The 13,525-nt window shown below is 71.2% G+C and carries 16 protein-coding genes; 3 read left to right on the top strand and 13 right to left on the bottom strand.

What is annotated here, in order from left to right; all coding sequences use genetic code 11:
- Nucleotides 1-24: 24 nt before the first annotated feature.
- Together D3272_RS07195 and dnaN are read right to left on the bottom strand one after the other, a co-directional pair.
- Nucleotides 25-1,290, bottom strand: a complete 1,266-nt coding sequence (locus D3272_RS07195) for a GGDEF domain-containing protein (protein WP_129218486.1) — start codon at nt 1,288-1,290, stop codon at nt 25-27.
- Nucleotides 1,291-1,442: 152 nt separating this feature from the next.
- Nucleotides 1,443-2,561 carry a DNA polymerase III subunit beta gene (gene dnaN, locus D3272_RS07190; protein ID WP_129218485.1) on the bottom strand — a complete coding sequence of 373 codons (1,119 nt, stop codon included), beginning with the start codon at nt 2,559-2,561 and terminating at the stop codon, nt 1,443-1,445.
- Nucleotides 2,562-2,766: 205 nt separating this feature from the next.
- Between dnaN and D3272_RS07185 the strand changes: the two genes are divergently transcribed.
- A complete protein-coding gene (locus D3272_RS07185; protein WP_129218484.1) occupies nt 2,767-3,354 on the top strand; it encodes a tyrosine phosphatase family protein in 588 nt (195 codons plus the stop codon).
- 11 nt (nt 3,355-3,365) lie between these two features.
- Nucleotides 3,366-3,587 (top strand): hypothetical protein, encoded by a 222-nt coding sequence (locus tag D3272_RS07180; protein ID WP_129218483.1) that lies wholly within the window; start codon nt 3,366-3,368, stop codon nt 3,585-3,587.
- Between the two features lie 102 nt (nt 3,588-3,689).
- Here the strand turns inward: D3272_RS07180 and D3272_RS07175 are convergent, their stop codons facing one another.
- The 5 genes from D3272_RS07175 to ubiE all read right to left on the bottom strand — a co-directional run bounded on the left by D3272_RS07175 (nt 3,690) and on the right by ubiE (nt 8,047).
- Entirely contained in the window at nt 3,690-4,712 is a 1,023-nt protein-coding gene (locus D3272_RS07175) for a sugar-binding transcriptional regulator (RefSeq protein ID WP_129218482.1), read from the bottom strand.
- 45 nt (nt 4,713-4,757) lie between these two features.
- Entirely contained in the window at nt 4,758-4,958 is a 201-nt protein-coding gene (locus D3272_RS07170) for a hypothetical protein (protein ID WP_129218481.1), read from the bottom strand.
- A 127-nt stretch (nt 4,959-5,085) separates the two neighbouring features.
- The gene (locus tag D3272_RS07165; RefSeq protein ID WP_129218480.1) at nt 5,086-5,523 is read right to left on the bottom strand and encodes a helix-turn-helix domain-containing protein; all 438 of its coding nucleotides are present in this window, start codon (nt 5,521-5,523) and stop codon (nt 5,086-5,088) included.
- 159 nt (nt 5,524-5,682) lie between these two features.
- A complete protein-coding gene (gene ubiB / locus D3272_RS07160) occupies nt 5,683-7,251 on the bottom strand; it encodes a 2-polyprenylphenol 6-hydroxylase (protein ID WP_129218479.1) in 1,569 nt (522 codons plus the stop codon).
- 7 nt (nt 7,252-7,258) lie between these two features.
- Complete coding sequence (gene ubiE / locus D3272_RS07155; protein WP_129218478.1) at nt 7,259-8,047, bottom strand: bifunctional demethylmenaquinone methyltransferase/2-methoxy-6-polyprenyl-1,4-benzoquinol methylase UbiE; 789 nt, start codon at nt 8,045-8,047, stop codon at nt 7,259-7,261.
- A gap of 87 nt (nt 8,048-8,134) precedes the next feature.
- Here ubiE and mutM point away from each other — a divergent pair, with 87 nt between their 5' ends.
- A complete protein-coding gene (mutM, locus tag D3272_RS07150; RefSeq protein ID WP_129218477.1) occupies nt 8,135-9,052 on the top strand; it encodes a bifunctional DNA-formamidopyrimidine glycosylase/DNA-(apurinic or apyrimidinic site) lyase in 918 nt (305 codons plus the stop codon).
- A 54-nt stretch (nt 9,053-9,106) separates the two neighbouring features.
- On the opposite strand, the gene fliQ is transcribed toward mutM, so the two are convergent.
- The 6 genes from fliQ to flgK all read right to left on the bottom strand — a co-directional run bounded on the left by fliQ (nt 9,107) and on the right by flgK (nt 13,488).
- Nucleotides 9,107-9,373, bottom strand: a complete 267-nt coding sequence (gene fliQ, locus D3272_RS07145; protein ID WP_129218476.1) for a flagellar biosynthesis protein FliQ — start codon at nt 9,371-9,373, stop codon at nt 9,107-9,109.
- Nucleotides 9,370-9,819, bottom strand: a complete 450-nt coding sequence (flgD, locus tag D3272_RS07140; RefSeq protein ID WP_129218475.1) for a flagellar hook assembly protein FlgD — start codon at nt 9,817-9,819, stop codon at nt 9,370-9,372. Before flgD ends, fliQ begins: the two co-directional genes overlap by 4 nt.
- Nucleotides 9,820-10,012: 193 nt before the next feature.
- Complete coding sequence (gene flbT, locus D3272_RS07135; protein WP_129218474.1) at nt 10,013-10,459, bottom strand: flagellar biosynthesis repressor FlbT; 447 nt, start codon at nt 10,457-10,459, stop codon at nt 10,013-10,015.
- Nucleotides 10,460-10,469: 10 nt separating this feature from the next.
- Nucleotides 10,470-10,820 (bottom strand): flagellar biosynthesis regulator FlaF, encoded by a 351-nt coding sequence (gene flaF / locus D3272_RS07130; RefSeq protein ID WP_129218473.1) that lies wholly within the window; start codon nt 10,818-10,820, stop codon nt 10,470-10,472.
- A 111-nt stretch (nt 10,821-10,931) separates the two neighbouring features.
- Complete coding sequence (locus D3272_RS07125) at nt 10,932-11,981, bottom strand: flagellar hook-associated family protein (protein WP_129218472.1); 1,050 nt, start codon at nt 11,979-11,981, stop codon at nt 10,932-10,934.
- 28 nt (nt 11,982-12,009) lie between these two features.
- On the bottom strand, nt 12,010-13,488 hold the full coding sequence (gene flgK, locus D3272_RS07120; protein WP_129218471.1) for a flagellar hook-associated protein FlgK: 1,479 nt from the start codon (nt 13,486-13,488) through the stop codon (nt 12,010-12,012).
- Between the last annotated feature and the right edge of the window lie 37 nt (nt 13,489-13,525).

Below are 13,525 nucleotides of genomic sequence, written 5' to 3'. Positions count from 1 at the left end.
CCGCGCCCCGGGGCGCGAGGACCCTCAGGCCGGCAGGCCCGCCACCTGCCAGGCGCCGCGGCCGGCGCGCTTCACGGCGAAGAGCAGGTCGTCGGCGCGGGCCGTGAGGGCCGCGAGGTCACGGTCCCCATCCCACCACAGCGCCGCGCCGACGCTGGCGCCGATCTCGATCCCGCCCGCCGCCGTGACGATCGGCCGGGCCATGGCCTGGACCAGGCGCCGCGACAGGCCCGCCAGGACATCCTCGGTGGCCTCCGTCACCAAGATGGCGAATTCGTCGCCGCCCAGCCGCGCGGCGGCGTCGCCGGGCCGGGTGTGGCGCCGCAGCCGGGCCGCCACCTCGCACAGCACGGCGTCGCCCATCGGGTGGCCGTGGGTGTCGTTGACGGGCTTGAAGCGGTCGAGGTCCATCAGCACCAGGCCGAAGCCGAGGCCCCGCGCGCGCGCATCGGCGCACAGGTGCTGCCCCAGCGCCTCGAAGCCGCGCCGGTTGAGCAGGCCGGTGAGGCTGTCGGTGGCGGCCTCCGCCGCCAGCGCCTCTTCGCGGCGCTTCTGCTCCGTGATGTCGACCACGACGCCGATGACGTTCTCGGGCCGCCCCCAGTCGTCGCGGGTCAGGCGCCGCTTGCACGACACCCAGCGCAGGTCCCCCACCGCCGTCCTGATGCGGTATTCCGCCGACAGGGTGTCGGCTTCGCCGCGCACGAGAGGACCGATGTCGAGCTTGGCCTGGTCCTCCTCCAGCACGCGGGCGGCATAGGCCTTGCCGTCGAGCGGCCCCGTCTCGACGCCGGTCACGAGGCGGCCGAGCTGCGGCGAGGTGCGGAACCGCCGCCGTGCCACGTCGTAGTGCCAGAAGCCCCCTTCGAGCAGGTCCATGGCGAGGGCGATGCGGGCGTCGACCTCCCGGCCCTGTGCCTCGTCGGCCTTGCGGGCGGTGACGTCCACGGCGATGCCGATGAGCGCCACGACCGCCCCTTCCTCGCCGTCGAACACCGGCGACACCGTGATCTGCCACCAGCGGCCGCCGGCGGGTGCCCCGTGGTGGATCTCGAACTCGACGGAGCGGCGCTCCGCCGCGCAGAGCCTGTACTGGTCGAGCATCGCGGCGGCATCGGCCGCCGGCAGCAGCGAGGCCGGCACCAGGGCAGCCGGAGAGGCCCCGACGAGGTCGGCGGGGGCGAGGCCGAGCGCTTCCGTCAGCAGGCCGTTGACGGCACTGCAGACGAAGCCATTCCCGCTCACGTCGACCAGGAAGGCCGGAGCACCGATCGACTCGATTGCGATCATCCGAAGTCCACGAGGGGCGGCGCGAGGCCGAGCAGATCCGTGACGCCGCGAGGCGCGCGGCGACGATGGAACAGCATGCCAGAACGGCGTTAAGAAAGCGACGGCGCTGCCACGCGTTATGCACCCAGGGGTGGCAGACCGGTCGCGCTGCGTCAGACCCGCATGGGCATCAGCACGTAGAGGGCAGGAGCGCCTTCCCGGTCCTGGACCAGGGTGGGCGAGCCGGGGTCGGCGAGCTTGAGGAAGGCCGTGTCGCTGTCGAGCTGGGCCGTGATGTCGAGCAGGTAGCGGGCATTGAAGCCGATATCGAGGGGGCTCGAATCGTATTCGACGTCGAGTTCCTCCGTGGCGGAGCCCGAATCGGGGTTGTTGACGCTGAGCACCAGCTTGCCGTCCGACAGGGCGAGCTTCACGGCGCGGCCGCGCTCGGCCGAGATGGTGGACACGCGGTCCACCGCCGCCGCGAAGGCGCTCTTGGGCACAACCAGCATCTTGTCGTTGCCGGCCGGGATGACGCGGCCATAATCCGGGAAGGTGCCGTCGATCAGCTTGGTGGTGAGGACGACGCTGCCCAGCGTCAGGCGGATCTTGGTGGCCGACATCTCGACCAGCACGTCGCTGGCCGGGTCCTCGATGAGCTTCTGGATCTCCGCCACGGCCTTGCGCGGCACGATCACGCCCGGGATGCCGGCCGAACCCTGGGGTGCCGGGATCTCGACCCGGGCGAGGCGGTGGCCGTCGGTGGAGACCACGCGCAGCATGGTGGCGCCGTCGTGCTCCATCGTGTGGAGGTAGACGCCGTTGAGGTAGTAGCGCGTCTCCTCGGTCGAGATCGCGAAGGAGGTCTTGTCGATGAGGTGCTTCAGCTGCCCGGCCGGGAGCGAGAAGCGATGGCTCATCTCCCCGGCGGCGAGGTCGGGGAAGTCGCTTTCCGGCAGGCACTGGAGCTGGAAGCGCGAGCGGCCCGAGCGCAGCACGAGCTGGCCCGTGTCGCCCGACATGTCGAGCGTCACCTGCGAGCCGTCGGGCAGCTTGCGCACGATGTCGTGCAGCGTGTGGGCCGGCAGCGTCGTGGCGCCCTCCTGCCCGACATCCGCCGGCAGTTCCTCGGTCACTTCGAGGTCGAGGTCCGTGGCCTTGAGGCGCAGCGCGCCCGCGGCGGCCCGCACCAGCACGTTGGACAGGATGGGGATGGTGGTGCGGCGCTCGACGACGCGCTGGACATGCCCGAGCGCCTTGAGGAGGGCCGCGCGTTCGAGGGTGACTTTCATGGCGGGGCGGCTCCTCGACGGAAAGGGCCGGGACCCGAGGCGATCAGCGGGACCCGGAGGTGCAGACCTTCGGCGGACGCCGTGAAGGGCGGAGACTTTTGCGCGGCGCGCCGATTTGCGCAAGCGGCACGATCGATTCCGGAGGGGAAAGCGTCGCCCGGCGCCGGCCGTCGTGCTAGCGAGGGCGCCTGACGCGCGAGACCCCATGACGCAAGCCTTCTCCCTCCTCACCGTCTGCGGCCTCGACGAACTCGAATCGCACGCGGACCGGGGCGTGACCCACGTCCTGTCGATCCTCGACCCGGCGCGGGACGACCACCCGGCCTTCGCCCGCTACGGCGACCCGCGGCGCCTCGTGATGCGCTTCCACGACGAGATCGAGCCCGGCCCGGGCGTGGTGCTGCCGGAGCGGGACGATGTCGCCGCCATCCTGGCCTGGGGCCGGGACAGCTTCGCCGGCGGGGCGGACGGGCACCTCCTGGTCCATTGCCACATGGGCATCTCGCGCTCCACCGCCGCCATGGCCATGCTGCTGGCCGAGGCCCATCCGGAACTCGCGGAGGCGGAGATCGCCGAACGGGTGCGCGCCATCCGGCCCATCGCCTGGCCGAACCTGCGCATGATGGAATTCGCCGACGCCCTGCTGCGGCGCGACGGCCGCCTCGTCGCCGCCGCCGCGATGCTCTACGCCGGCAACCTCGCCCGCCGGCCCGACCTCGCCGAGGTCATGACGCGGCTGAACCGATCGCGCGAGGTGGCGCTGGGCCTCGCCGCCGCGCCCGCCGCCGCGTGACGGGCGACGCCATGGCGATCCTGGCCGCGCTCTGCGGCGTGATGATCGTGGCCTTCGGCCTGCTCACCACGCGCCACGCCCCGACCGACGCGCAGTTCGGCGTCGAGATCACCTGCCTGGTCGGCGGGCTGGTGCTGATCTTCCTCGGCATGGTGCTGGCCCGGCTCACCCGGCTGGCGCGACGGCTCGACGCCGCGGCCGGGCCGCCCGCCCCCCGGCAGGACCGCGGCTGAGGCGGCGGCTCGGGGTCGGTGCCGAACTCGCGCGCCACCGCCCGCCGACGACACCGGACACCCCGCCGACGCCGTCGACCACGACGGCAGCCGTCCACGGGCTCAGGCGGGCTCCGCCGCCAGCGGGTCGCCGGCCGCCGCCAGCAGCCCCGCGGCCGTCACCTCGTCGGTGACGAGGATCGTGGGCCGGGCGAGGCGGATCGCCCCCAGCATGGCGTCGACCTTGCCGGGCCCGCCCGAGGTGAGCACCCGCACCGGCGCCGCCAGGATGCTGTCGCTGGGGATCGCCATCACGCGCGCGTTGACGGGGTGGTCGAGCACGGCGCCGTCGATGTCGAAGAACTGGTAGAGCAGGTCGCCCACCGCGCCCGCCGCCAGCAGCGAGCGTCGGTCGGCCTCGGAAAAATAGCCGAACCGGTAGGACGTGTTGTCGGGGCCCATGCCGCCGACGCTCATCACCACGGCATCCAGGGCGCGGCCGAGCTCGAAGATCTCGCCGAGCCCGCAGCGTTCGATGAGGGCCCGCTTGGTTTCGGGACTGTCGACCACGGCCGGCGCCGGGATCAGGAAGCAGTCCGCCTGCAGCAGCCGCGACAGCTGCCAGGCGAAATCGGCCGGGTTGTACTGCAGCACCTTGGCGATGCCGCCCAGCATGGAGACCACGGCGAGGCCCGGCAGCGGGCGCTCGTCGATGGCGTTGAGGGCCGCCACCAGCGTCTTGCCCCAGCCGACGCCGATCCTCATGCCGGGCCTCAGCAGGTCGGACAGCATCCGGCCCGTGGCGGCCCCGATCGGCAGGGTGGGGTCGGCGGTGGGCGAGGACAGCGGCGCCACCACGGCCTCGCCGAGGCCGAAGCGCCGCTCCAGGGCGCGCTCGATGCGGGTGAGGTCGGCGATGTCCCGGCTGAGCGAGATCCGCACCTCGTGCAGCGCCTGGGCGTCGGACAGCAGCCGCACCACCGTGACACGGCCCACCCCCAGCGCCTCGGCGATGGCGCCCTGGGTCATTTCCTCGACGTGGTACATCCAGGCGGCCCGCAGGCGAAGGCGCTGCGAACGTCGGCCGGCCAGCGGAGGGTCGTCAGGCATCTTGCCGGCGCGACCGCCGCTCGTGTCCTTGGCCATGCGCGACCTTTAGCTTGGCCGGCGCCCCGCCACAACGGCGCCGCGTCAGCGCTGCGAAGGCCAGAGCAGCAGCCAGCCCAACACGCCGACGACCACCAGGCTCGCCAGGAAAGCCCCGATATAGACGCCCACGATGGTCATGGCCGCCCCCTTGAACGGGCGGGCGGGACGGTGCCGGGCGGGCTGAGGGAAGGCGATCGACGGACAGCATGGCTGCGCATGGGCTTGCAGATAGCGCGCCGGCACAGCCCTGTCCTTTAAGTATGATGAGTCGCGCAGCATTTCGTCGCGCCCGGTCGCTGCGTCGCGGCCGGGTCGGGCCGCCCTCGATGTCGAGCCGCGGTGAAACCGTCGGCCGCGACAGCCTTCCCGGTCAGAGCGCGTGGCTGTCTTGCGCGAGGGTGCCGGGCTCGGCGAGGAAGCCGACGTCCTCCGTCTCGTCCGTCACCGCCAGGATGAGGCCCATGATGCGCCGCCGCACTTCCGCATCGCCGATGTTGGAGAAGGCGCGGATGAGGCGGATGTTGTCCTTGCTGAGGAGGTCCGGCCAGTCGCTGGCGTCGGCGGCCTGCCGCTCGACGGAGGTGAAGAAGCTTTGCACCGGCAGGCTGAGGGCGTCGGCGATGAGCAGCAGGGTGCTCACGGCGATGCGGTTCTTGCCCTTCTCGTATTTCTGCAGCTGCTGGAACGTGATGCCGAGTTCGCCGGCGAGCTTGGACTGGCTCAACCCCGCCTTCACGCGCGCGGCCCGCACGCAGGCGCCGACCCGCTTGTCGGCCTCGGCCGTTCGCTTCGACAGCTGTTCGTTCATGGCTCCCTCGTGTGACGATGCGCACCGTCGTCGATGCGACGAAACGGCGCAAGCCTGCCTCGGATGTCGGTGCCTGTCTATATGGCGGCGGCGCCACCGCAACCCCGCGCGTCGCGTAAAGGGGCGATCGCCGGGCGTTTCCGCGCCGCGCCCGGCCTTTCAGCGCACCAGCACGCTCCAGGCGGCGGACAGCGCCAGGATCCACAGCGCGGCGCCGAGCCAGCCGAACCGTGTCGATTCGCGGCTCGCCACGCCCTGCAGGGCCGAGGGCGACAGCGGGCCGCCGTCCTGCGTCGCCAACTCGAGGTTGAGGATGATCTTCTCGGCGCGCAGCAGCAGGTCCGGCAGGCCGAGGGCGCCGCGGGCCAGGGAGGCGATCGCGGCGGCGGCGTCCCCCACCTTGCCGGCCGGCCCGAGGTTGTCCTCGATCCAGGAGCGGACGACGGGCTCGGCCGTTTCCCACATGTCGAGCTTGGGATCGAGCGTGCGGGCCACCCCTTCCACCACCACCATGGTCTTCTGCAGCATGACGAGTTCGACGCGGGTCTTCATGTCGAAGAGCGCCGTGATCTCGAAGAGCAGGGTCAGCAGCTTGGCCATCGAGATCTCGTCGGCCCGCCGCGCATGGATGGGCTCGCCGATGGCGCGGATCGCCTGGGCGAAGTCCTCGACCCTGTGCTGGCCGGGCACGTAGCCGGCTTGGAAATGCACCTCGGCCACCCGCATGTAGTCGCGCGTGATGAAGCCGTAGAGGATCTCGGCCAGGAAGCGCCGCTCCTTGCCGCCGAGTCGCCCCATGATGCCGAAGTCGACCGCGGTGAGCCGCCCCTCGCCGTCGACGAAGAGGTTGCCCTGGTGCATGTCGGCGTGGAAGAGGCCGTCCCGCATGGCATGGCGCAGGAAGGACTGGATCACGGTTCGGCCCAGCGCCGGCAGGTCGTAGCCGCTCCGCCGCAGCGACGCGATGTCGGTCAGCGACGTGCCGTTCACCCATTCGAGCGTCAGCACGTCCTTGGCGGTCAGCGTCCAGTCGATGGCCGGGATGTGGAAATCGGGGTCGTCGCGGACGTTCTCGCCGAACTCGCTCGCCGCCGCCGCCTCGATGCGGAAGTCCATCTCCATGGTGACGGAGCGGGCGAGCGCGTCGATGACCTCGACGAACCGGAGGCGCCGGGCCTGCGGCAGCAGGCGTTCGGCGGTGCGGGCCGCGAAATACAGGTCGCCGAGGTCGCGCTTGAAGCGCCGCTCGACGCCGGGCCGCATGACCTTGACGGCGACCTCGCCGCCGCCGCGCGCCGCGGTGAGGCGCGCCCGGTGCACCTGCGCCACCGAGGCCGCCGCCACGGGCTCGCCGAACACCGCGAAGGTCTGGTCGATGGGCCGCTCGAACGCCGCCTCGATCATGGCGACGGCGACGTCGCGGGGGAAGGGCGTGACGCGGTCCTGCAGGCCCTCGAGGTCGCGCACCGCCGCCGCCCCCACGACGTCGGGCCGGGTCGCCAGGAACTGGCCGAGCTTGATGTAGGAGGGGCCGAGCTTGCCCATGGCGATGCCGAGCCGCTTGCCGGCCGAGCCGGCGGGCGGGCGCGCCAGCATGCGGGCCAGGGCGAGCGGCGCCCGGGCCGCGACCGGAACGTTCTGCGGGTCGATGCCGGACAGCACGCCCTCGCGGGCCAGCACGAAGGCGGCCCGGATCAGCCGGCCGATATGCCCGAGGGTCGCCAGCATCCGGGCCTCAGAGCTTCCAGGCGGAGTGGATGGTCACGACGCCGCCGGTCAGCCGCGTGGCGGCGACGCGGCGGAACCCGGCCTCGGCGATCATGTCCGAGAACGTGTCGACGCCCGGGAAGCGGCGGATCGACTCCACGAGGTAGCGGTAGGGTTCGGCGTCGCCGGCGATCGCCTGCCCCATGCGGGGGATGACCTTGAACGAGAAGGCCTCGTAGACCTTGTCGAGCCCCGGCACGTCGACGGCCGAGAATTCGAGGCACAGGAAGCGGCCGCCGCGCTTGAGCACCCGGTGGGCCTCGGCCAGCGCCAGCGGGATGCGCGGCACGTTGCGGATGCCGAAGGCGATCGTGTAGCAGTCGAAGCGGTTCGCCGGCAGCGGCAGGCTCTCGGCATTGCCCGCCACGTAGCGGAAGTCCCGCGCCTTCTCGGCGAGCCGGTCCCGCCCGACGCGCAGCATGTCGTGGTTGATGTCGAGCACCGTGACCTCCGTCAACGGCCCGCCCGCCCGGGCGACGCGCCGGGCGACGTCCCCGGTGCCGCCCGCCACGTCGAGGTGGCGGAACGGGGCGGTGCGCGACGGCTTCACCATGCCGACCATCACGTCCTTCCACACCCGGTGCAGGCCGCCCGACATGACGTCGTTCATGACGTCGTAGCGCTCCGCGACCTTGTGGAACACGTCGTCGACGAGGCCCTGCTTGCGCTCGAGCGCCACGTCGGCGAAGCCGAAGTGGGTGGTGCCGGCCGGGGCGGCGGAGGGCGTTGCGGGCCGGGGCTGTTTCGGGACGGTCATCGTGGCCTTCAGGACGGAGCCGCGCGAACTGGCGTCGAGGCCGGGCCGCACCCATCTCCGGGACGAGAGAGGCCTCGCTTTAGCACCATGCCCGAACTTCCCGAAGTCGAAACCGTCCGCCGCGGCCTGGCCCAGGCCATGACGGGCGCCACCTTCACGGCCGTGGACCAGCGCCGGCCCGACCTGCGCTTCCCCTTTCCCGACCGGTTCGCCGAGCGGCTCCGGGGCCGGCGGGTGCTCGCCGTCGGTCGCCGGGCCAAGTACCTCGTCGTCGACCTCGACGACGGCACGGTGCTGGCCGCCCATCTCGGCATGACGGGCTCGTTCCGCGTGGTGACGGGAGGGGCGGCGGGAGATGCGCGGCGCGAAAGCCTCCCGGGCGCCTTCTACTACGGCCGGGGCGCCGCGACGGCGCCGGGGGCGGCGAGCCCGCACGACCACGTCCGCTTCGACTTCGATACCGGCACGTCCATCACCTACAACGATCCGCGGCGCTTCGGTTTCATGGTGCTGGTGGAGCCCGGCGGCCTCGTCACCCACCCGCTGTTCCGGGGCATCGGCGTCGAGCCGCTCGGCGCGGGTTTCGACGCCGCGGTGCTGGCGCGGCTGATGGCCGGCAAGGCGGCGCCGCTCAAGGCCGCGCTGCTCGACCAGCGCCTCATCGCGGGGCTCGGCAACATCTACGTCTGCGAAGCGCTGCACCGCGCCGGCCTGTCGCCGCAGCGCGCCGCCGGCACGCTGGCCCGGGCCGACGGGGCGCCGACCGCGCGGGCGAAGCGGCTCGCCGCGGCCATCCGGGCCGTGCTCGACGAGGCGGTGGCGGCCGGGGGCTCGACCCTGAAGGACTACCGCCACACGGACGGCGAACTCGGCACGTTCCAGCACGGCTTCCGTGCCTACGACCGGGAAGACGCGCCCTGCCCCAACCCGGGCTGCCGGGGGGTCATCGGCCGCATCGTGCAGTCGGGCCGCTCGACCTTCTTCTGCGCCCTCTGCCAGACGTGACGGCCGGGCCGGGATGTCAGCGTCCGTGACGGTGGCGAACGCGGGCCCGAAATGTCAGTGACCGCGCTCGATGCGGGCGTAGACCTGTTCGGTGAACATGAAGATCTGCGAGCCGATGAAGGAGGCCGTCAGCGTCAGCACCAGCAGCATGGCGACGATCTTCGGCACGAAGGTGAGCGTCGCTTCCTGGATCTGCGTCAGGGCCTGGAACAACGCCACCGCGATGCCCACCACCATGGCGGTGGCGATGCCGGGGCCGGAGGCCAGGACGACGGTCCAGATGGTGCTCTGCAGGAGCGAGAGCGCGTCGGCCTCGTTCACGCGCTCGTTCCCGCCGCCGCCACCGTCACGGTGTTGTCGAGCGTCAAGGTCTTGCCGCCGACGAGCGTCGCCGTGACGCTGCCGTCGCTGGCGAGCTTGACGGACGTGACGGTGCCGGTCGTCGACCCATCGGCGGAGGTCACGGACTTGCCGATCGCCCCCTCGGCCTGGGTCAGCGACGATTGCGTCAGCATCGAATCGAGCTTGGTATTGGTCAGGACGCCCTGCTGCACGGCGGACATCTGCGAGATCTGCGTGAGGTACTGGCTGGGATCCGTGGGGCTGGTGGGATCCTGGTTCTTCATCTGCGCGATCATGAGCGTCAGGAACGAGTTGAAGTTCAACTGCGCGGCGGCGGCGGTGGAGGCCGTGGTGGTGGCGGCGGTGGACGACGACGATGTCGTCGTTCCCGTGCCCGTGGCCGATGGGGGTGAAACGGTCGTCATGGGTGGGTTCCCGCTGAAGTCGCCCATCGTTTAGCGGGTCCGGCCTGCGCGGGGCTTGCGCGAGCCCCGCGCGCCCTGCGCGTCCGGCGGCTGAGGGCGGATCGCGATCGGGTGGAGCCACCCGGTCGCCTGTCGATGCTTGTCGACACAGGCTGGGGCTGAAGCCGCGCGCCGAGGCGAGCGGCGAGGGCCCTCAGCAGGCCTCGGCGAGCGCCGGGCCCGGCACCGGGGTGGGCTTGATGCGCACGCCGGCCTCCTGCGGGCGGCCCGTCATGGCAGCCTCGACGGGCAGGAGCCCGCGGATCACCTTCAGGGCCTCGAAGTGCCGCGAGCGGCCCACCAGCGCCGAAACCTTGGCGACGCCCGCGATGATGGCCGCCTCGTCGTAGACTTTCGCCATGGCGGCGCAGTGGCCCGCGAACATCGTCCTGTTCTCGGGGCGCTCCCGCGCCTCCATCAGCATCAGCTGCACGATGTAGTAGAGCTGGCGCAGCGGCGTCGTGGCGTCCCGCTCCAGCATGACATGGGCTTCGAGCAGGAAGACCGCGTCGTTCATCAACTCGATGGACGTCTTGCGGTCGACCTTGAGCACGGCGCCGTTGATGAAGATCTTCTCGTTGGCACGCAGCGTGATGTGCATCGGGCCGGCCTCAGTTCAGGCCGTCGCGGATGATGCCGCAGATCTCGGCGACGGAGGCGAAGTCGCGGGACTCGCCGAGCGCGATGCGGCGACATTCGGCCATGACGCCGAGGCCGATCGACATGAGGTTGGCCCGGAGCTCGTCCGGCATGGCATTGCCGGGGTGGGCGAGGTCGCGGATGAAGAAGGCCCACAGGTCGTTGGTGAAATCGAGCGCTTTGGTCGCTTCCGGCGACCCCGCCGCGCGCTCGCCCGCATGCTGCAGCAGCGCCACGGCCTGGTCGAGCGCCTGGCGCTCGCGAGCCCGGGCGTCGTCGGCATCGTCGGCGAGGATGTCGGCATAGGAGAACTGATACATCATTGATCCTTCGGCACGCGAATCACATGTTTCCAGAGCGGGCGCCCGGGCACGGGCCCGCTCCTTCCCCCAAGTCGGGGCCCGACGGCCGAAGCCGCCCGACCCGGAAACGGATCACTTGAGGTAGTTCACCAGGCTCAGCTGCTGGAGCTGAGACGTGATTTCGTAGGAGGCCTGGATCTGCGTCTGCAGGCCCGAGATCCGGGTGGCCAGCGCCGCGGGATCGACCGCCACCATGGATTGCGCCTGGGTCGACAGGTAGTCGATCTGCGTCGACATGCGGTCGTCGGCGTCCGAGACCGCCGCCTGCGACAGGCCGATGCCGGCCTGGGCCTGCGTCAGGCCCGCGATGGCGCTCGACACGAGCTTGGTGGCCGACGCGATGACGGCCTGGCCGGCAGCGCTGCCGAAGTTGGAGCCGCCGAACTCCTTCACCGTCGCATAGGCCTGGGCGAGCTGGCGGAAGGACGTGTCGTTGGCGCTGACGGAAGTCGTCACGGTCTCGGTCGCCGAGATCTGCGCGGTCGGCACCGTGCCGGAGGCCGACGACCAGGTGCCCTGGTAGCCCGTGTCGAACAGCGTCGAGAATTGCTTGGCGAGGTAGTCCGTCATGGCTTGGCCGCTGATCGTCGCGTTCGACGCATCAGCCGGCTTGGCGCCCGAGAAGCTCGACGCGAAGCTCGCATCCACGGCGGCCTTGCTCTTCGATGGGGGCGTCCCGTCGGTGTAGGCCGTCATGGGCGCCGAGCCCGAGTCGATGCCCCCGAAGATGGCATTGCCGCCCACGGACGTGTTGAGCGTCGCGATCAGCGAATCGAGGTTCGCCCCCGCCGTCGCCACCAGCGTGCCCGACACGCTGCCGGTGCCGGACGCCTGGGTCAGGGATGCCAGAAAGCTCGTGGCCGTCGTGCGCAGCGCGTCGAGGCCCGAATAGGCGGCCGTCAGCGTGCTCGCCGTCGTGCCGTTGGAATCCTTGATCGCCTGCAGCCGGCTCTGCTGGTTGCCGAGCGACACGTAGTTGCCCGAGGAGCTGCCGAGCCCGAGACCGATGTCGGCGAACTTGCCGCTCGACAGTTCCACCTGGGCCTTGGAGAGCGCCTGCTGGGCCTGCGACACCGTCAAACGGGGCGAGGCCGCCAGGGCGTAGCTCGAAACATTGGTCATGGGGATCTCCCGCGCGCCGGACGACCGGTCAGTTGACGGCCTGCAGCAGCGAATCGAGCATCGATTTCACCGTGGTCAGCAGCTCGGCCGAGGCTTGGTAGGAGTGTTCGAGGTCCAGCATCTTGCTCAGCTGCTCATCGAGATTGACGCCCGTGGCGCTGGACAGGTTGGTGGTGGTCTGCGTCACCAGCGCCGCCTTGTCGGTGGAGGCCGTCGAGGCCGCCTGGCGGTTCGTCTCGAGCCAGCTCACCGAGGAGGCCGCATAGGCCGACAGAGTGCCGGAGGCCGCGCCGCCCGAGGTGCCGTCGAACTGCCGGACGCTGTCGAGCGTCGCCAGCATGGCGGTCAGGTGCGCTGAATAGCTGGTCGCCGTCGCATCGGTGTTGACCTTGGTGGCTGCCCCGGCGATGCCGCCGTCGCGCAGCAGCGTCACGTCGCCCTTCCTGCTCGGGTCGACGCTGGCCGCCACCGTGATGGTGCTGGCGAAGGCCGTGGTGGTGGCGTTGGAAACGGTGAACAGGCCCGGCACCGAGGTGCCGTCGGCCTGGACCTTTTCCGAGAAGGCCGAGATCAGCCCGCCGGCGATCTGGTCGAGTTGGTGGCCGTAATCGACCGCGACCGTGTCGCGCAGCTGGGCGAGGCCGGCGATGGCCCCGCTCTTGGACGCCATGGTGGCGCTGGTTCCCGTCACCGGGACGCCGTCCACCAGGACGGCGTTGCCGACCACGGCGCTGCCGTCCGGGTGCGTGCCGTAGGAGGCGGTCGGCGTGAACGAGACCTTGCGGGCCGTGCCCTGGAAGAGCGTGGCGCCCCCGTCGGTGTAGAGGGCCAGCCCGCCGTTGCCGGCATCGGCCGTGGTGATGCCGAGTTGGGAGGACAGCGACTGCAGGATCGTGTTGCGCGTGTCGAGCGCGTCGGTGCCGTCGGTGCCCGCGATGTTGGCCGAGACGACGGCCGCGTTGGCGGCACCGAACTGCTGGAGCAGCGAGTTCACGGACGCGACAGCGCTGGCCAGGTCCTTGTCGGCCTGCGCCCGGACGCTCTGCACGGTGGACGATGCCGCGTTGAGGCTCGTGGCCAGCGTCTTGGCGGCCGTGACGGCGGCTTGGCCCAGCGTCGCCTGCGTGGGAGACGCGGCGTAGCTCTGGAGCGCATTCGTCAGGTTGCCCAGCAGGGTCGCGGGGGACGAATCCGTGGAGGTGCCGTCCGCGGCCGTCGTCGAGCTCAGGCCCAGGGTCTGTTCGAGCTGGCCGAGCCCCTCCGACAGGGCCGACGCCGAAGCGGCATCGGACTTGGCCCCGAGCAGGTTGTTGAACAGCGCCGTATCGGTGGCGCTGCGGATCCCCGAGATCTCGACCCCGCCGTCCAACGTCGTGACGGCGGAGGCGTTCTTGGTCGAGTAGTTCGGGTCGTTGACGCCCGCGATGTTGCGCGACACGATGGTCGACAGCGCCGCATTGGTGCTGAGCGCGCTCTGCGCGATGCTCAGCGTCGTCGACAGGCTCATGGGGAGGTCCTCAATCCGGCGCGGGCGAAGGCGGGGA

This window comes from Lichenibacterium ramalinae (assembly GCF_004137085.1).
GTDB classification, from domain to species: Bacteria; Pseudomonadota; Alphaproteobacteria; order Rhizobiales; family Beijerinckiaceae; genus Lichenihabitans; species Lichenihabitans ramalinae.
Note: the sequence above shows the minus strand (reverse complement) of the source record. Positions and strands in the feature narration are given on the sequence as shown.